Annotated in this window: 15 protein-coding genes; 6 read left to right on the forward strand and 9 right to left on the reverse strand. The window is 54.6% G+C overall.

Annotated elements, in window-relative coordinates; all coding sequences use genetic code 11:
• Position 1: 1 nt before the first annotated feature.
• The 6 genes from ispU to rpsB form a co-directional block, all read right to left on the reverse strand.
• Positions 2-760, reverse strand: coding sequence for a (2E,6E)-farnesyl-diphosphate-specific ditrans,polycis-undecaprenyl-diphosphate synthase (ispU, locus tag KGP21_RS22290; protein ID WP_021179913.1), 759 nt, complete (start codon positions 758-760; stop codon positions 2-4).
• A gap of 370 nt (positions 761-1,130) precedes the next feature.
• Entirely contained in the window at positions 1,131-2,327 is a 1,197-nt protein-coding gene (ispC, locus tag KGP21_RS22295; RefSeq protein WP_059201637.1) for a 1-deoxy-D-xylulose-5-phosphate reductoisomerase, read from the reverse strand.
• Between the two features lie 158 nt (positions 2,328-2,485).
• Positions 2,486-3,043 (reverse strand): ribosome recycling factor, encoded by a 558-nt coding sequence (gene frr / locus KGP21_RS22300; RefSeq protein WP_021179911.1) that lies wholly within the window; start codon positions 3,041-3,043, stop codon positions 2,486-2,488.
• A gap of 126 nt (positions 3,044-3,169) precedes the next feature.
• Complete coding sequence (pyrH, locus tag KGP21_RS22305; protein ID WP_021179910.1) at positions 3,170-3,895, reverse strand: UMP kinase; 726 nt, start codon at positions 3,893-3,895, stop codon at positions 3,170-3,172.
• Positions 3,896-4,029: 134 nt separating this feature from the next.
• Positions 4,030-4,884, reverse strand: a complete 855-nt coding sequence (tsf, locus tag KGP21_RS22310) for a translation elongation factor Ts (protein ID WP_021179909.1) — start codon at positions 4,882-4,884, stop codon at positions 4,030-4,032.
• Positions 4,885-5,001: 117 nt separating this feature from the next.
• Positions 5,002-5,727 (reverse strand): 30S ribosomal protein S2, encoded by a 726-nt coding sequence (gene rpsB, locus KGP21_RS22315; protein WP_021179908.1) that lies wholly within the window; start codon positions 5,725-5,727, stop codon positions 5,002-5,004.
• A gap of 360 nt (positions 5,728-6,087) precedes the next feature.
• Here rpsB and map point away from each other — a divergent pair, with 360 nt between their 5' ends.
• The 4 genes from map to KGP21_RS22335 all read left to right on the forward strand — a co-directional run bounded on the left by map (position 6,088) and on the right by KGP21_RS22335 (position 11,049).
• Positions 6,088-6,882 carry a type I methionyl aminopeptidase gene (gene map / locus KGP21_RS22320; RefSeq protein ID WP_223500266.1) on the forward strand — a complete coding sequence of 265 codons (795 nt, stop codon included), beginning with the start codon at positions 6,088-6,090 and terminating at the stop codon, positions 6,880-6,882.
• A 60-nt stretch (positions 6,883-6,942) separates the two neighbouring features.
• Positions 6,943-9,606, forward strand: coding sequence for a bifunctional uridylyltransferase/uridylyl-removing protein GlnD (gene glnD, locus KGP21_RS22325; RefSeq protein WP_179253216.1), 2,664 nt, complete (start codon positions 6,943-6,945; stop codon positions 9,604-9,606).
• Positions 9,607-9,648: 42 nt separating this feature from the next.
• Positions 9,649-10,473, forward strand: coding sequence for a 2,3,4,5-tetrahydropyridine-2,6-dicarboxylate N-succinyltransferase (gene dapD, locus KGP21_RS22330; RefSeq protein ID WP_021179905.1), 825 nt, complete (start codon positions 9,649-9,651; stop codon positions 10,471-10,473).
• A 186-nt stretch (positions 10,474-10,659) separates the two neighbouring features.
• Complete coding sequence (locus tag KGP21_RS22335; protein ID WP_021179904.1) at positions 10,660-11,049, forward strand: DUF3461 family protein; 390 nt, start codon at positions 10,660-10,662, stop codon at positions 11,047-11,049.
• A gap of 379 nt (positions 11,050-11,428) precedes the next feature.
• Here the strand turns inward: KGP21_RS22335 and KGP21_RS22340 are convergent, their stop codons facing one another.
• Both KGP21_RS22340 and truC read right to left on the reverse strand, forming a co-directional pair.
• Entirely contained in the window at positions 11,429-11,878 is a 450-nt protein-coding gene (locus KGP21_RS22340; RefSeq protein WP_021806110.1) for a flavodoxin, read from the reverse strand.
• Positions 11,879-11,911: 33 nt separating this feature from the next.
• Positions 11,912-12,670, reverse strand: coding sequence for a tRNA pseudouridine(65) synthase TruC (gene truC / locus KGP21_RS22345; RefSeq protein WP_115159684.1), 759 nt, complete (start codon positions 12,668-12,670; stop codon positions 11,912-11,914).
• A gap of 264 nt (positions 12,671-12,934) precedes the next feature.
• On the opposite strand from truC, the gene KGP21_RS22350 reads away from it, so the two are divergent.
• Positions 12,935-13,969: a linear amide C-N hydrolase gene (locus tag KGP21_RS22350; protein ID WP_218520359.1), complete on the forward strand. Its 1,035-nt coding sequence runs from the start codon at positions 12,935-12,937 to the stop codon at positions 13,967-13,969.
• Between the two features lie 287 nt (positions 13,970-14,256).
• Entirely contained in the window at positions 14,257-15,576 is a 1,320-nt protein-coding gene (locus KGP21_RS22355; protein WP_094981695.1) for an alpha/beta fold hydrolase, read from the forward strand.
• A gap of 173 nt (positions 15,577-15,749) precedes the next feature.
• Here KGP21_RS22355 and pbpC read toward each other — a convergent pair whose 3' ends face one another.
• Positions 15,750-18,113 (reverse strand): penicillin-binding protein 1C, encoded by a 2,364-nt coding sequence (gene pbpC / locus KGP21_RS22360; protein ID WP_179253219.1) that lies wholly within the window; start codon positions 18,111-18,113, stop codon positions 15,750-15,752.
• Between the last annotated feature and the right edge of the window lie 54 nt (positions 18,114-18,167).

Consider the following 18,167-nt stretch of genomic DNA (forward strand, 5'->3'; position numbering starts at 1 on the left):
CCTAGGACGCATTGGCGTCGATAGGTGTTGTTCCTCCGAAGCGACGCTCGCGTTGTGCAAATGCATTCAGCGCACCTTCAAAGACAAGTTCATCAAAATCTGGCCAGAGTACATCAGTAAAGTAAAGCTCGGCGTACGCAATTTGCCACAACAAAAAGTTACTGATGCGATGTTCGCCACCGGTACGGATCACCAGATCCACCGGAGACAAATCGCTCATGCAGACGCGCTCACCCAGTAACTCCTCGCTGATCTGGTCCACGCACAGCGTACCCTGCTGCACTTGCTCAGCCAGATCCTTCACTCCCTGAATAATATCCCAACGGCCACCGTAATTGGCGGCAACGTTAAGCGTCAGGCCATCGTTATTTTCTGTCAGTTGCTCCGAGCGGCGGATACGCTCTTGCAAACGTGCGCTGAACCGGCTGACATCGCCGATCACACGCAACCTGACATTATGTTTATGCAGGCTTTTTACTTCGCTGTCCAGTGCGCGGACAAAAAGCTCCATCAGCGCGGAGACTTCCTGCGCCGGACGGTTCCAGTTTTCGCTGCTGAAGGCATAAAGCGTGAGTGCATCTAAATGGTGACTGGCGGCAAAACTGACCGCGCGGCGTACCGATTTCACCCCTGCTTTATGACCGAAGACACGTAACTTGCCCTGGCGTTTAGCCCAACGCCCATTGCCGTCCATAATGATCGCGACATGACGTGGCCCATGAGCAGAAAGATTAGCTTCTTGTTGGTTTGCGGACGACATAACTCGTACTTATTTCCTCGGTAGAAACACCACAGCCTTGCCGGAATATCGGACCTTACGCGCAAAAAAAGCCGTGTGCCTGACACAGCTTTTCAGTCTGCCTGCCTGGTGCCCCAAGGGGCTCCCGGCAAAGATTGGCGTAAGTTTTCCCCGTCTTCTGGCTTGGCACTGCCCTATTGGCCGCGTTTGTCAGGTAAAAAGAGCTGCCAATCCGGCCATTATTCAACGGTATAACCGGTGATTATGGCGCAGACTATAACACCTCCGTGAAGCCTGAACAAACGGCCACACGGCGGCCTGGCGAGTTTACCAGCAAATTCAGACAATGTAGCAGAGCCGAATTTGCCCTCGGTACACCCCGCCCAAGTGATTAAACCCGCAGGTTACGAACCAGACCTCGAGCCACCTCACGCGCCTGACGATCGATCTCCAACACCATCTCAATACTGGTTGGCTCCGCCAGCGCCATACATTCAACAACCTTTTGGTTCACGGCTGAAATATCAGTGAAACGAATTTGTTGCTGCAAAAATGCCGCTACGGCAATTTCATTGGCCGCGTTGAGCGCGGTGGTCGCCGCCTGGCCCGCATCGAAGGCTTCGATCGCCAAATACAGGCAAGGATAGCGCTCACGCTCCGGCTCGGAGAAGGTCAGCGCCCCGATACGGCAGAAATCGAGTGCAGCCACCCCGGAGTGGACCCTCTGCGGGTAAGCCATGGCATGGGCAATAGGCGTGCGCATATCCGGCGTACCCAGTTGGGCCAGCACGCTACCATCGGCATAGCGCACCATGGAGTGGATCACCGACTGCGGATGGAGGATCACTTCCATCTGCTCTGCCGAGGCGTTGAACAGCCAGCGAGCCTCGATATACTCCAGCCCCTTGTTCATCATGGTGGCGGAATCTACCGAGATTTTGCGCCCCATAGACCAGTTGGGATGCGCACAGGCCTGATCCGGCGTCATAGTGGCGAACTGTTCCATCGGCGTAGTACGGAACGGGCCACCGGAACCGGTCAGCACGATGCGCGAAACGCCGTGGGCTTCCAGCGAGCTATACCCCAGTTGGCGTTGGATGCTTTCTGGCAGGCTCTGGAAGATGGCGTTGTGCTCGCTGTCCAGTGGCAGCAACTGTGCCTGGCTCTTTTGCACCGCGTCCATAAACAGGCGGCCACAGGTGACCAGAGACTCTTTGTTCGCCAGCAGCACCTGCTTACCGGCACGAATAGCGGCCAGGGTGGGCAACAGCCCAGCGGCCCCGACGATAGCGGCCGTCACCTGATCGACGTCGTCTAATGCGGCCAGCTCGCAGGCTGCCTTTTCACCCGCCAACACGTCGGTTTTCACACCGTTTTCTGCCAGCACGGCGCGTAACTCATTGGCGGCCTGCTCATCGGCCATTGCCGCATAACTCGGGCGGAACTCTATGCACTGCTGCGCCATGACCGCTACATTACGGCCAGCTACCAGTGCCTTGATCGCGAAAAGGTCGGGATTTTCCCTGACCACGGCCAGGGTGCTGGTGCCCACGGAACCGGTGGAACCCAGAATTGTCAGTTGCTTCATGAGATCGCTCTGAATCTACTGCGTGATGAGATCGGAGGTACACCACAGTGTAACTTGCATCACGGCTGGTTTACGCTCTGTGCGTACGATAAAACGAGATCTGCACCACAAAAAATAAAGCGCCGCCAAGGCGACGCTTTATTTCAAGGCGATGGAGATTAGAAATCCATCAGTTCTTTTTCTTTATCGGCCAATGCCGCATCAAGCAGTTTGATGTAGGCATCGGTCATTTTCTGGATATCGTCTTGTGAACGGCGATCTTCATCTTCGCTGATTTCTTTGTCTTTCAGCAGTGCCTTCACTTTATCGTTGGCATCGCGGCGCACGTTACGCACGGCCACACGGCCCTGCTCGGCTTCACCACGTACGACCTTGATCAGATCCTTACGGCGCTCTTCCGTCAACGGAGGAAGCGGAACGCGGATCACGGTGCCAGCCGAGCTTGGGTTCAGGCCCAGATCGGAAGACATAATGGCTTTTTCTACCGCCGACCCCAGAGAACGGTCAAACAGGTTGATCGCCAGCGTACGGGAATCTTCTACCGTGACGTTGGCCAGTTGGCGCAGCGGCGTTGCTGTACCGTAGTATTCCACCATGATGCCGTCCAGGATGCTTGGAGAAGCACGGCCAGTACGGATCTTGCTGATTTGGTTTTTAAATGCTTCGACGCTTTTTTCCATGCGTGAATCAGCATCTTTTCTGATTTCATTAATCACGTTGCGAACCCTTGGAAGCTGGTTACTTGGCAGGCTGTACTGAAAAGTATAGCCCGTGAATTTTACTTATCAGAAGCACACAACGCCTGGCGTTACCCACTCCTGCGAAATTTGGCCAAACAGCCGTTATTTGGTGATCAGAGTACCTTCGTTCTCACCCATCACCACGCGACGCAGTGCGCCCGGCTTGTTCATGTTGAATACGCGGATCGGCAAGCCATGATCGCGGGCCAGCGTAAACGCCGCCAGATCCATCACTTTTAACTCACGCTCCAACACGTCCTGGTAGGTGATCTGTTCGTACAGCGTTGCGTCCGGGTTTTTCACCGGGTCAGCGGAGTATACACCATCCACTTTAGTCGCTTTCAATACCACATCGGCTTCAATTTCGATGCCGCGCAGGCAGGCCGCAGAATCCGTGGTAAAGAACGGGTTACCCGTACCGGCGGAGAAAATCACCACGCGGTTGTTACGCAGCAGGCTGATCGCCTCTGCCCAGCTGTAGTTGTCACATACGCCATTCAACGGAATGGCAGACATCAGGCGGGCGTTCACATAGGCACGGTGCAGTGCATCACGCATAGCCAGGCCGTTCATCACGGTAGCCAGCATTCCCATGTGGTCGCCCACTACGCGGTTCATGCCAGCTTGTGCCAGACCTGCACCACGGAAAAGATTGCCACCGCCAATAACTACACCGACCTGGATGCCCAGCTCGACCAGCTCTTTTACTTCCTGAGCCATGCGATCCAAAACGCTAGCGTCGATCCCAAAGCCTTCTGCACCTTGCAGGGCTTCACCACTCAGTTTGAGCAGGATACGCTGATAAACGGGTTTTGCATTGGTTGCCATGGTGTTCTGTCCTAAGAAGCAGTAGTAATAGTATTGGGGTTTTCAACCGATTAGCCTGGGCACGCGGGGCCCATCATCGGCGTTTCTCTGGCTGGATAAAATGGAGCCGCCTCGCGGCGGCTCCATTAACAGCATTAAGACTGTTTGCTCATTGCTGCAACTTCAGCAGCAAAGTCAGCTTCAACTTTCTCGATGCCTTCACCCACTTCAAAGCGGATGAAATTGGTTACGTCAGTGTTGTGCTCTTTCAGCACCTGAGCAACGCTCTTGCTTGGTTCGATCACGAAAGGCTGACCGGTCAGAGAGACTTCGCCGGTGAATTTCTTCATGCGGCCTTCAACCATCTTCTCTGCGATTTCTTTCGGCTTGCCAGACTGCATGGCGATGTCCAACTGAACTTGGTACTCTTTCTCTACCACTTCAGCAGACACATCTTCAGGCTTGACGAATTCAGGCTTGCTAGCGGCAACGTGCATTGCCAGCTGCTTAACCAGCTCTTCATCCGCGCCTTTGGTAGCGGCAACCAGAACACCGATGCGAGCACCGTGCAGGTAGCTACCCAACACGTCGCCTTCCAGGGCAGCAATGCGGCGAATGTTGATGTTCTCACCGATTTTTGCCACCAGCGCAACGCGCTCTTCTTCGAACTGCGCTTTCAGCACGTCAACGTCAGTGATTTTGCCAGCAAAAGCCGCATCCAACACTTTGTCAGCGAAAGCCTGGAAACCGCCGTCTTTAGCAACGAAGTCGGTCTGGCAGTTAACTTCCACGATCATGCCGAAGTTGCCTTCGATTTTGGTTTTGATCACGCCGTCAGCAGCTACGTTGCCTGCTTTTTTCGCCGCTTTGATCGCGCCAGATTTACGCATGTTTTCGATTGCCAGCTCGATGTCGCCGTTAGATTCGATCAGCGCTTTTTTGCAATCCATCATACCTGCGCTGGTACGCTCACGCAGTTCTTTTACCAGGGCAGCGGTAATATCAGCCATTTCTTTTTCCTCGGTTATCTCGCTCGGAGATAGTTCTCATTCAGATAAGCAAAGGGGGCCCTTAAAGGCCCCCCTAACCAACATATTCAATACCTGGTTAATAAGGGCTTGACCTTATTATTCAGCTTCTACGAAGCTTTCTTCCGCCTGAACGGCCAGATCTTGAGAACGACCTTCACGGATGGCGGCAGAAACGGCGGTCAGGTACAATTTGATTGCACGGATTGCGTCGTCGTTACCAGGGATGATGAAGTCAACGCCGTCTGGATCGGAGTTGGTATCAACGATAGAGAATACCGGGATACCCAGGTTGTTGGCTTCTTTGATCGCGATGTGTTCGTGATCGGCATCGATAACAAACAGAGCGTCTGGCAGACCCCCCATGTCCTTGATACCACCCAGGGAGTTTTCCAGCTTGGCCAGTTCACGAGTGCGCATCAGCGCTTCTTTCTTGGTCAGCTTGTCGAAGGTGCCGTCTTGGGACTGGATTTCCAGATCTTTCAAACGTTTGATTGACTGACGAACGGTTTTCCAGTTAGTCAGCATGCCGCCCAACCAGCGATGGTTCACGAAGAACTGATCGCAGCCGTTAGCATATTCTTTTACCGCTTCGCTTGCTGCGCGCTTGGTACCAACGAACAGGATCTTACCTTTACGGGAAGAGATCTTGGTCAGTTCAGCCAAAGCCAGGTTGGCCATTGGTACGGTTTTTTCCAGGTTGATGATGTGAACCTTGTTACGTGCGCCGAAGATGAAAGGCTTCATTTTCGGGTTCCAGTAACGGGTCTGGTGACCAAAGTGTACACCAGCCTGGAGCATGTCGCGCATGGAAACAGTTGCCATGATTAAAACCTCTATTAGAGTTGATTGGGGTTATGCCTCCACGTATCCCATAACGCCGACCCGGACAATGACGTGAGCCATCTCAAGGCACCCCGGCGGATGTGTCGATACGTGTGTGTTATTTACACAATGTGAGTGCAGTTAAAACTACTTCGGTCATTTCCTCATTGGCACTCAAGGCCGAATGCGGATCTGCCGGCGCGCTTTATACCATAAACCCGCCCCAGACACCAACTTTTGTTGCAGTTGACCTGGCCCTTCACAAATGAAATTTGGCAGCCTCAAGCCGGGCTGATACCATAACTCAATGCCTTATCTTTCTACCTTGTCGACCATAACGACACCTGCGGACTAACTTTCATGGCAATTTCAATTAAAACACCTGATGACATTCAAAAGATGCGCGTTGCGGGCCGCCTGGCCGCAGAAGTGCTGGAAATCATCGAGCCCCACGTTAAACCCGGCGTCACCACCGGCGAGCTGGACAGGATCTGCCACGAGCATATCACCAATGAACAGCAGGCGATCTCGGCCTGCCTGGGCTACCACGGCTTCCCAAAATCGGTCTGTATCTCGGTGAACGAAGTGGTGTGCCACGGCATCCCAAGTGACGACAAGGTGCTGAAAGACGGGGATATCGTCAATATCGACGTGACCGTAATCAAAGACGGCTTCCACGGCGACACCTCCAAGATGTTCATCGTCGGTAAACCCACCATTCTGGGCGAGCGCCTGTGCCGCATCACCCAGGAAAGCCTGTATCTGGCCTTGAAGATGGTCAAACCGGGTATCCGCCTGCGCACTCTGGGTAAAGCCATCCAGCAGTTTGTTGAAGCAGAGAAGTTCTCCGTCGTGCGCGAATATTGCGGCCACGGCATCGGCGAAGGTTTCCACGAAGAGCCGCAGGTACTGCATTACGATGCCGATGACGGCGGCGTGGTGCTGCAGGTCGGTATGGCCTTCACCATTGAGCCTATGGTCAACGCCGGTGATTACCGCATCCGCACCATGAAAGACGGCTGGACGGTGAAAACCAAAGATCGCAGCTTGTCGGCACAGTATGAGCATACTATTGTGGTGACTGATAACGGCTGCGAGATAATGACGTTGCGCAAGGATGACACCATCCCCAACATCATTACGCACGAGATGTAAGAACCGCAGGGTTCTTGTGACAAGCCGGCCTATGCCGGCTTTTTTTATGGGCGGCGAAACATGTCTGAAAATTATCGTGAGCTAGAAACCCCGGCCGTACCCAAGAAGCCGGACGCTCCCAGCACCTATGCCGATGAAGAGATCAATTGCCTGGCCCTCAAACAGCGGCTTGAGCAGTTTCAGCAGTGGCTGGCAGCGGCCTTCAATGCTGGTGCCAGTGCCGAAAGCCTGGTGGCGGCGCGCAGCAAGTTTATCGATCGGCTATTGCGGCGGCTGTGGCTGTTTTACGGCTTTGACACTATCCCCGAAACGGCGCTGCTGGCCGTCGGCGGCTATGGCCGTGGTGAACTGCACCCGCTGTCTGATATCGACGTGCTGGTACTCAGCCAGACTCGCCTGAACGATGAACAGGCCGCTCGCGTCGGTGAATTCATTACCCTGCTGTGGGATCTCAAACTGGAAGTCGGCCACAGCGTGCGCACGCTCGAAGAGTGCCTGCTGGAAGGCTTGGCGGACCTGACCGTTGCCACCAACCTGATCGAATCCCGCATGATCTGCGGCGACGTCGCCCTGTTCCTGCAATTGCAAAAGCACATTTTCAGCGACGGCTTCTGGCCTTCGCCCAAATTCTTTGACGCCAAGCTGATCGAACAGCAGCAACGCCACCAACGCTATCACGGCACCAGCTACAACCTGGAGCCGGATATCAAGAGCAGCCCCGGTGGCCTGCGTGATATTCATACGCTGATGTGGGTGGCCCGCCGCCATTTCGGCGCCACCTCGCTCGATGAGATGGTCGGTTTTGGCTTCCTGACTCAGGCCGAGCGCAACGAATTGAACGAATGCCAAAGCTTCCTGTGGCGTATTCGTTTTGCCCTGCACCTGGCGCTGCCGCGTTATGACAACCGCCTGCTGTTCGATCGCCAGCTCAGCGTGGCCCAGCTGTTGCGCTACGAGGGGGAAGGCAATGAACCGGTAGAGCGCATGATGAAGGATTTCTATCGCATGACGCGCCGCGTCGGCGAGCTGAACCACATGCTGCTACAGCTGTTCGATGAAGCGATCCTGGCATTGGACGCTACGGAGAAACCCCGCCCGCTGAACGATGATTTTCAGCTGCGTGGCGATCTGATCGATTTGCGCGACGAAACGCTGTTTATCCGCCAGCCAGAAGCCATCATGCGCATGTTCTACCTGATGGTACGCAACCGCGAAATAAAAGGCATCTACTCCACCACCGTACGCCAGTTGCGCCATGCGCGCCGCCACCTGAAACAGCCACTGTGCAACATTCCCGAGGCCAGAGAGCTGTTTATGGCCATTCTGCGACACCCAGGCGCGGTCTCACGGGCGTTGGTGCCAATGCATCGCCACAGCGTGCTGTGGGCCTATATGCCGCAATGGGGCAGCATCGTCGGCCAGATGCAGTTTGACCTGTTCCATGCCTATACCGTCGATGAACATACCGTGCGTGTGCTGCAAAAGCTGGAAAGCTTCTCCGATGAGGAAACTCGCCCACGCCATCCGCTGTGCGTGGAGCTTTATCCTCGCCTGCCTCACCCAGAATTGCTGTTGCTAGCGGCGCTGTTCCACGATATCGCCAAAGGGCGCGGGGGCGATCACTCCATTTTAGGCGCCCAAGACGCCCTGGAGTTTGCTGCATTGCATGGCTTGAACTCACGCGAAGCACAGCTGGTTGCCTGGCTGGTACGCTGCCACCTGCTGATGTCGGTTACCGCGCAACGACGTGACATTCAGGACCCGACCGTGATCCAGCAGTTCAGTAGCGAAGTGCAAAGCGAAACTCGGTTACGTTACCTGGTTTGCCTGACGGTCGCCGATATCTGTGCCACCAACGAGACCTTGTGGAACAGTTGGAAACAGAGCCTGTTGCGCGAGCTGTATTTCGCCACCGAGAAGCAACTGCGCCGTGGTATGCAGAACAGCCCGGATCTGCGCGAGCGGGTGCGCCACCATCGTTTACAGGCGCTGGCATTGTTGCGTATGGATAATATCGATGAAGAAGCGCTGCACCATATCTGGAGCCGCTGCCGCGCCGACTATTTCCTGCGTCACTCGCCGAATCAGCTCGCCTGGCACGCCCGCCACCTGCTGGCCCATGACTCAACCAAGCCACTGGTGCTGGTCAGCCACCAGGCCACGCGTGGCGGCACCGAGATCTTTATCTGGAGCCCGGATCGCCCTTACCTGTTCGCCGCCGTTGCCGGTGAGCTGGATCGGCGCAATCTCAGCGTGCATGACGCCCAGATCTTCACCAACCGCGACGGCATGGCCATGGACACCTTTATCGTGCTGGAGCCGGACGGCAGCCCGCTGGCCCAGGATCGTCATGCTGCGATCCGCCATGCGCTGGAGCAAGCTATCACCCAGCGAGATTATCTACCGCCGCGCGCTCGGCGTCCGTCGTCCAAACTACGCCATTTCAGCGTACCGACAGAGGTCAGCTTCCTGCCAACTCATACCGATCGCCGCAGCTATCTGGAGCTAATTGCCCTCGATCAGCCCGGCCTGCTGGCACGCGTGGGTGAGGTTTTTGCCGATCTGGGCCTGTCGCTGCACGGCGCACGTATCTCCACCATCGGCGAACGGGTCGAGGATTTGTTTATTTTGGCCGATGCCGATCGGCGGGCGCTGGATCCGCAAACACGCAGAAAATTAGAACAACGGTTGACAGAGGCACTCAATCCAACCGATAAAATGTGATAAAAGTAACCTTTCGTAAATAAAATCAGGACAGAGAACAGCATGCAGCAATTACAGAACGTTATTGAAAGCGCCTTCGAACGCCGTGCGGATATTACCCCGGCCAACGTAGACACCGTAACGCGTGAAGCGGTAAACCAGGTGATCGCCCTGCTGGACAGCGGCGCCCTGCGCGTTGCCGAGAAGATTGAGGGGCAATGGGTTACCCATCAGTGGCTGAAAAAAGCCGTCCTGCTGTCTTTCCGTATCAACGACAACAAGGTAATGGACGGTGCAGAAACCCGCTATTACGACAAAGTGCCGATGAAATTCGCTGACTACGATGAAGCTCGCTTCCAGAAGGAAGGCTTCCGCGTAGTGCCACCGGCTACCGTGCGTCAGGGGGCATTTATCGCTCGTAACACCGTGCTGATGCCTTCTTACGTCAACATCGGTGCCTACGTCGACGAAGGCACCATGGTAGATACCTGGGCCACCGTAGGCTCTTGTGCGCAGATCGGCAAAAACGTTCACCTGTCCGGCGGCGTCGGCATCGGTGGCGTGCTGGAGCCGTTGCAGGCCAACCCAACCATCATCGAAGACAACTGCTTTATCGGTGCGCGTTCAGAAGTGGTTGAAGGCGTGATCGTGGAAGAAGGTTCCGTGATCTCAATGGGCGTTTATCTGGGCCAAAGCACCCGTATCTACGATCGTGAAACCGGTGAAGTGCACTATGGCCGCGTACCTGCTGGCTCCGTGGTCGTATCCGGCAACCTGCCTTCCAAAGATGGTTCCTACAGCCTGTATTGCGCTGTGATCGTCAAGAAAGTGGACGCCAAGACCCGTGGCAAAGTCGGGATCAATGAGTTATTGCGCACTATCGACTAAGCTTGAACGGCGGGTGCAGCACCCGCCATTTTTTTGCCTTCAATACGCGGGCCGTCACAGTCTGTGACGGGCGTTTTCGCCATACTCTCTGGCAGTGGAATATTCCTGATGTGTTTCGATTTGCAGCTCACTACACTGCATATTGGCTAATCAGGCAAATATAGTTGATTAAAAGGTGGCGCTATTATGTATGACAACCTGAAAAGTTTAGGTATCAATCAACCGGAAGATATCGATCGCTATAGCCTGCGTCAGGAGGCCAATAACGACATCCTCAAGATTTACTTCCGCAAAGATAAGGGCGAGTTCTTTGCCAAGAGCGTGAAGTTCAAGTATCCACGCCAGCGCAAAACCGTGGTGGCAGACAATGCCGGCCAGGGTTACAAAGAGATCCATGAGATCAACCCCAACCTGCGCTACGTGATCGATGAACTGGATCAACTCTGCCAGCGCGATCAGGTGGAAGTGGATCTGAAACGCAAGATCCTTGATGACCTGCAGCATCTGCAAAACGTGGTCACCAACAAGATTGCCGAGATCGAATCCGATCTGGAAAAGCTGACGCGCGGTAAATAACCGCCACCCTCAGTCTAGTATTTGTCAGTTTAGGACGATTGGTCGCCCCTCACCCCTGCCCTCTCCCGCTGTAGAGTCCAGGGATCTCATAAACACAGAGATTGGGAGAGGGAGCGAGCCCGGAGTCGCAGACAGGTACAGGAGGTAAGTTGTGGCACGTTCAGTCCCCTCGCCCTGTGGGAGAGGGTTAGGGGTGAATAGGGTAAATCGGTAATCGATAGAGTTATTACTGCTCCGGCAGGCAAAACCTAATTCTTTAACGCTTGCTGGCTGCGGCCTTGAGTGCGTAAGGGATTAGGTTTTTTTTTGCTTTAGCTTTACCACAGGGGATAGCAGGAATAAAGTCGTGCCTGGCCGCTCGCCACCAGGCATCGAGAGGCTATTTCAACAAGGCGCCCCACTGCTCTACCCACGGGCAGGAAACCACTTCCGGTTCAGGTTGCTCGATCGCATCGATCTCCAGCACTTCACCTACGCGCGTCGCTCCCTGCTCCTGCAGCAAAGCATCAAAGGTACGCCCGGCACCGCAGAAATTGTCATAGCTACTATCACCCAGTGCAATCAAGCCATAACGCAGCTCCGGCTGATAGCCCACCTGGTCGCGAATAGCCTGGAACAGGGGTGCAATACTGTCAGGCAAGTCCCCTTGCCCGGTGGTGGAAGTCACGACCAGCGCATAATGCTGGCGGTAAAACTGCCACTCTGCCAGCGTCCCTTCCTCAAACACTTTGACCTCATGGCCCTGTTGTTGCAGGATATTTTCTGCCTCTTCCGCCACTAACAAAGAGTTACCGTAGACCGTTCCAACGAAAATGCCGACCTGAGCCATCGTTGCTGCTCCCTTATGACCGTTGAAAAATGATTAGCTATCCTGACCGTTAGCCTGCGGAAACTCAAGTTCTGGCAGCACGTTATGCCAGCCAAATTGTGACATGACACCTTGCCAATCCGCTTCCCAGGGCGCGGAAATATGCAGCGGTTGGCCGCTCACCGGATGAGTAAGTTGAAGATGGCTGGCGTGCAGCATCAGGCGTGAACAACCAAAATGTTCGGCCATCCCGCGGTTTTGCCGCAGATCGCCGTGAGCGGTATCACCAATAATCGGATGGCGCAGGTGCACCATATGACGACGCAGCTGATGCTTACGCCCGGTCTCTGGTTTCAGCTCAACCAGGCTATAGCGCGAGGTGTCATAGCGGCCAATCGCCACCGGCATCTCCACCGTTGCCAAGGGCTGATAATGACTTACCGCCGGTTTTGGAGCTTTATCCGGGTTGGCATGTTTATCCGCCAACTTATCCAACTCTTCCGTCAGCGCATAATCAACGGTGCCGCCCTCTAAAACATAGCCCCGCACCACCGCGTGATAGGTTTTCTGTACCTGATGCAGTTCAAACTGTTGCGATAATAACCGAGCCACATCGCTGGACAACGCCATCAGCAATATGCCGGAAGTAGGACGATCCAGACGGTGTACGGTAAATACGTGCTGGCCAATCTGATCGCGCACGGTTTGCATGACAAACCTCGTCTCGTGACGATCCAGCCAGCTACGATGCACCAGCCAACCTGAGGGTTTGTTAACGGCGATCAGATGTTCGTCCTGGTACAACACCTTCATAGAGTGATTTTTTCCATAGATTAATCATGCATTTTATCTCCTTGCCCCTGCAAGCTGCAGCCTGCTGGCCGGTTTGCAGGGGCAAGGAGATAGGTAATTGATTGATTCTATCGTCAAACATAAATAATAACGAAACGAAAATCCCGTTTGGCGCTCTCGTTTTTGCCCCACGGGTCAGTAGTGCCTACACTGTACAAAAAGTAGCAAGGAGAGATAACGGTGAGTTGGAATATAACGCTTTTGATAACCCCCCTTTTATTGTCCATGTGCGGCATTCTGTTTTCACCACAGTTGGCAATGGCCTGTACTCGCGCGGTCTACCACGGCGAAGGTAATCTGGTGATCACCGGCCGCACTATGGACTGGAAAGAACAGCTGCACTCTGACCTGTGGATTTTCCCGCAAGGAATGGAGCGCAGTGGTAATGCAGGCAGCAACTCGATCAAATGGACATCTAAATACGGCAGCGTCGTGACTTCCGCCTATGGTGTTGCAACCACCGATGGTATGAATGAAAAAGGTCTGGTGGCCAATATGCTGTGGTTGGTGGAATCTCAATACCCGGCATTCGATGGCGAGCAGCCAACCTTATCATTGGCAGCATGGGCACAGTATGCGTTGGATAACTTCGCCACGGTGCAAGAAGCGGTTAACTCACTGGAAAAGGCCCCTTTTATCGTTGTGACCGGCGGTGTGCCTGGCCAGGAACGTTTGGCCTCCCTTCATTTGTCGTTGTCCGATGCCAGTGGGGACAGTGCCATTTTCGAATACATTAACGGCAAATTAGTGATTCACCATAGCCGCGACTATCAGGTCCTGACCAATTCCCCTACCTTCGATCAGCAGTTGGCCATCACCAAATACTGGCAAGGGATTGGGGGTAACGTCATGCTGCCTGGCACAAACCGTGCTGCCGACCGTTTTGTACGCGCACAGTTTTATATCAACGCTATCCCGAAATATCATCAGGCCAGGCTGGCAGCCTCTAGCGTGCTGAGCGTTATGCGCAATGTTTCTGTGCCCTTTGGCATCACGACCCCTGAAGAACCCAATATTTCTTCCACTCGTTGGCGCACCCTGGCCGATCAAAAGAACAAGCTGTACTACTTTGAATCGGCACTGGGCAGCAGTACTTTTTGGGTAGACCTGAAACGGGTCAACTTTGCTGCCGGCGCTCCGGTTAAAAAGCTGACGCTGGGTAAAGATGAGATGGCAGATTTTACCGGTGAAGTTTCCGCTGAGTTTAAAACCAGCCCTCCCTTTGAGTTCCTTGCTGCCGACGTCATAGATAACGGCTGAGCCCGCTCGATGTTGACTGGTGGCTCCCACTGCCACCAGCACTCCCTTTATATTCATCAGTCAAGAATACTTATTCAGTCACACTCTTGCACATTTTGACTAAAATTTAATCACCCATGCATTTGCTAAGTTCATTCCTCCTGTTACGCTGATGTTCACTCTTCAAACTCCGGACTATTGTTGCTTATCGATAAAATAGAGTAGATCTGAACGCTCCGCGTAAACACCGATATGGCATTAAAATAACCGGCAGAAAAAAGAGAACACCATAATAGGGAGAGAAAAACATGAGCGTTGAACGAGAATATTTGTTGCCAGCGATCTGGGTGCGTGAACACCTGGTCCAGGTCCCGCTGAATTGGTTCAATAACAAGGATACCCGCACCATTGAGATCTTTGCCCGTGAGTTGGTTGACCCGTTACGCCGTGATGAACAACTCCCTTGTCTGCTGTTTTTACAAGGTGGTCCCGGAGGGAAAAGCCCACGCCCTACGGCACGCAGCAGTTGGATCGCCGAAGCCCTCAAAAGCTATCGGGTGATCCTGCTCGATCAGCGTGGCACCGGGCGCAGCAGCCGCATTGAAGGTAAGAGTCTGGCCGGGCTAACCGCCCACCAGGCGGCAGATTACCTGGCCTGCTTCCGCGCCGACTCGATAGTGAGCGATGCCGAATATCTGCGTAAAAACTGCTTTGGCGATCGCCCGTGGAGCACGCTGGGGCAAAGCTATGGCGGCTTTATCACGCTGACCTATCTTTCTCAGGCGCCGGAAGGTCTCCACTGCTGCTTTATGACCGGCGGCCTGGCAAGCCTGCAGCCCGATGCCGATGAAGTCTACGCTCATACCTATCCGCAGGTGATCGCCAAAAATCGCATCTTCTATCAGCGTTACCCACATCTGGAGCCGCTTATCGGTCAGATTGCCGACAAACTAGAGCAGGAAGAGGTGTTGTTGCCCGATGGCGACCGGCTGACCATACGCCGCCTGCAAAGCCTGGGGATCGATCTTGGCATGAGTGAAGGTTACGAGCGGCTACTTTGGCTGTTTGACGAAGCCTTCAACCCGGACGGTGAATTCAGCGACACCTTTTTGTCACAGGTAATGGCGTTGACCAGCTACGCGGAGAATCCGCTGTTTGCCGCGCTGCATGAAAGTATCTACGCACAGGATAAGGCCACCAATTGGGCCGCCCAGCGGCAACGGGGCAACTTCGATGCTTTCGCCGAAGATCGGCGCCCGCTTTACCTGACCGGGGAAATGATCTATCCCTGGATGTTCACCGAGATCGCCGCTCTGCGCCCCTTCAATGAACCCGTTAAGTTGCTGGCCGATCGCCGCGTGTGGTCACCGCTGTATAACAGCGATCGCCTGCTCGACAATCGGGTACCGGTATTCGCCGCCATTTATTTCAGCGATATGTATGTCGATTTGCAGCTCTCGCTGGCGACGGCGCAACAGGTGGGTAATTTGACGCCGTGGATCACCAACGAGTATGAGCATAACGGCTTACGCGTTGGTAATGTTTTTGGTCATTTGCAGACGATGGCGCAGAAAGCGGGCATTTACGCCCCCTCATCCCAACCCTCTTTCGCAAGGATAGCGAGCTGATGGCCCTGCTCTTTTGGCAGTAAAGAGAAAATCTCAAGCAAACTCTAAAGCTGTTTTGGAAGTAGAAGCAAACTCAATAACCTTCTTTATCCAAGGTAAGTCACTACCATTTCAAACACGCTCGTTCTGTCCCTCTCCCTGTGGGAGAGGGTTAGGGTGAGAGGAGAGGCATCTTAGTTCACCAGCTCAATGGTGATCAGGCGGCTATCGGCCCGGCCATGATCGTCCACCGCCCGGATGCGATACTGGCCATTGTTGACCGGCCGCCAATCGATGGCGGTTTTACTGCCGCTGCTGCCAAGATAAATATCATCGACAAACCAATACACCATTTTACTGTCCGCATCCGTCACCGCATTGAAGGAGATTTTGTCACGCCCCTGCTGCGATTGCCGCAAGGTATAGGTAGTATTTTTCAGCGGCGAGGTAATGCGCGGCGGGCTGCCCCCCATCGCCACCGCATTATCCTTGCAATGGTTTACCGGCGGAGCTCGCTTGGGTAATCCAGCCTGCGCAAACACGTTAGCCAGATCGGAAGGCCAGAACTCAAACACTTCGGTGCGGGTTTGTGTTTCATCATACGGCGGGCAGGCCACCTCACCGCTGTGAATATCCAACACCACCGGGCGATAGACGGTATCGACCTTGATCGGCGACTTGCCGGGGATAAACCAGGTTTTGCCTTTTTGCTGGCACCACTGCGTCGGCAGGTTGCCGCTAGCCAAGCAAATATCCACCCGCTTCAACTGTTTCGGGAAGGAGTGTTTCGGCTCCTGCAAGGCCGGATAGCTGGCGTTAATGCTGTCGATAATATTGAAAAATAACGGGGCTGCCGCATCGGCCCCCACAAACACGTTGTTGCCTCTGCTGTCGAAATTCCCTTCCCATACCACCAGCACGTAAGGCCCGAAGATCCCGACGCTCCAGGCATCGCGGAAGCCCCAGGAGGTCCCTGTTTTCCAATAGACCGGCAGGGATGACGAGCGTTGTGCCAAAGTATCACCAGGCCGGCGGTGCTGGCGCAGCATATCCAGCGTAGTAAAGCTGGCTTCTTCGCTGAGCAAACGGATTGGTGGCGGATAGGCATCACTCTTTTGCATCCGTAATGGGCGCAATGCGCCCCGGTTAGCCAACAGCGCATACAGCTTCGCCAGTTCCTGAGCAGTGATTTCACCGCCCCCCAACACCAGCGACAATCCATAATGGTTTTCACTGGCCAGGTTGGCGATGCCGGACAGGCTTAAAAACTGGTAAAACGTCGGTTGCCGTAGTTGTGAAGCTACGTACACCGCTGGAATATTACGGCTGAAATTCAACGCATCCGTCGCCGTTACCGGCCCCAGGAAACGTCGGTCAAAGTTTTCTGGCGCATAGGCGCCAAAGGATGAAGGCACGTCCTTCAGGATGGTCATCGGATGCAGTACGCCCTGCTCCATCCCCAAAGCATAAATAAAGGGCTTGAGGGTCGAACCAGGGGAGCGCTTGGCATTGGTCCCGTTCACCTGCCCCTGGATCTCGCGGTTGTAATAATCGGCAGAGCCTACCAGCGCCCTTATCCCCATATCACGGCTATCCACCAACAGCACCGAGGCATTATGGATCCCCCGGCTCTGGTTACGGACGATAAACGCGTTCACCTGCCTTTCGATCAGCCGCTGGAGCCCGGCATCCAACGTGGTATCCACACGGGTATCCAACTGCACTAACTGCTGGGTCTGTTGACGCAACTGTTCGATAAAGTGTGGAGCAATGTACGGCATCCGTTCTGGTTGGCGCAGTGCCAAAGGGAGTTGAAACAAGGCACGCTGACTACTGTCGGTGCTATACACGCCCTGCCAGCGTTGAAACAGGCGGTTACGGGCCTGCGTCAGGGCTTGCCCCAACACGCCGGTTTTAGGATCGATACGATAGCTGGGTGACTGCGGTAACACCGAGAGCGTCAGCGCCTCCGGCAAGGTCAGATCCTGCGGTGCCTTGGCAAAATAGATCAGGCTGGCCGCACCGATGCTTTCAATATTGCGGCCATAGGGGGCGTAATTGAGATAGGCTTCCAGAATATCGTGCTTGGAGTAGCTGAGTTCCAACTGCACGGCCCGCAGAACCTGCATCAGTTTACCGCCGGGTGTACGGGTATTCAGATGCCAATGCATGCGCGCCAGCTGCATGGTGATGGTCGAACCGCCCTGCATTTTGCCGCCGGCTACGTAGCTGCGCCAAAAGCCACGCAGCAGACTGACGGGGTTAAATCCGGGGTTGTAATAGAACCAGCGATCTTCATGCAGCAAAATACCCTGCACCGCCAACGGCGAGATCTTTTCCAACGGCGTCCACAGGCGATAACGGTCGTCATTGGCCAACGTGAGGCGCATCAGCGTCCCGTGGCGATCGTAGTAAACCGTAGAGAAGGGCACGCCCTGCGAAAGAGGAGGATGCGGCCACAGCCGGGCACCTACCAGGCCCAGCGCCAGCAGAAATACCGCCATCAGGATATTTTGCAGCCAGCGTTTTGCCACAGCAGATACAGGAAGGATTTTCATGGAGTCTCGATACCCACGAACCCCGCAGCTCAACGCTGCGGGGCATCGCGATGG

The sequence above is a fragment of the Serratia sp. JSRIV004 genome, from assembly GCF_019968705.1.
Lineage (GTDB): Bacteria > Pseudomonadota > Gammaproteobacteria > Enterobacterales > Enterobacteriaceae > Chania > Chania fonticola_B.

Bases quoted from the DNA above. Each gene is read 5' to 3' on its own strand.
- ispU (WP_021179913.1), bottom strand. From the start codon at position 760: ATGTCGTCCGCAAACCAACAAGAAGCTAATCTTTCTGCTCATGGGCCA.
- ispC (WP_059201637.1), bottom strand. From the start codon at position 2,327: ATGAAGCAACTGACAATTCTGGGTTCCACCGGTTCCGTGGGCACCAGC.
- pyrH (WP_021179910.1), bottom strand. From the start codon at position 3,895: ATGGCAACCAATGCAAAACCCGTTTATCAGCGTATCCTGCTCAAACTG.
- tsf (WP_021179909.1), bottom strand. From the start codon at position 4,884: ATGGCTGATATTACCGCTGCCCTGGTAAAAGAACTGCGTGAGCGTACC.
- rpsB (WP_021179908.1), bottom strand. From the start codon at position 5,727: ATGGCAACTGTTTCCATGCGCGACATGCTCCAGGCTGGTGTACACTTT.
- map (WP_223500266.1), top strand. From the start codon at position 6,088: ATGGCAATTTCAATTAAAACACCTGATGACATTCAAAAGATGCGCGTT.
- glnD (WP_179253216.1), top strand. From the start codon at position 6,943: ATGTCTGAAAATTATCGTGAGCTAGAAACCCCGGCCGTACCCAAGAAG.
- dapD (WP_021179905.1), top strand. From the start codon at position 9,649: ATGCAGCAATTACAGAACGTTATTGAAAGCGCCTTCGAACGCCGTGCG.
- KGP21_RS22335 (WP_021179904.1), top strand. From the start codon at position 10,660: ATGTATGACAACCTGAAAAGTTTAGGTATCAATCAACCGGAAGATATC.
- KGP21_RS22340 (WP_021806110.1), bottom strand. From the start codon at position 11,878: ATGGCTCAGGTCGGCATTTTCGTTGGAACGGTCTACGGTAACTCTTTG.
- truC (WP_115159684.1), bottom strand. From the start codon at position 12,670: ATGAAGGTGTTGTACCAGGACGAACATCTGATCGCCGTTAACAAACCC.
- KGP21_RS22350 (WP_218520359.1), top strand. From the start codon at position 12,935: ATGTGCGGCATTCTGTTTTCACCACAGTTGGCAATGGCCTGTACTCGC.
- KGP21_RS22355 (WP_094981695.1), top strand. From the start codon at position 14,257: ATGAGCGTTGAACGAGAATATTTGTTGCCAGCGATCTGGGTGCGTGAA.
- pbpC (WP_179253219.1), bottom strand. From the start codon at position 18,113: ATGAAAATCCTTCCTGTATCTGCTGTGGCAAAACGCTGGCTGCAAAAT.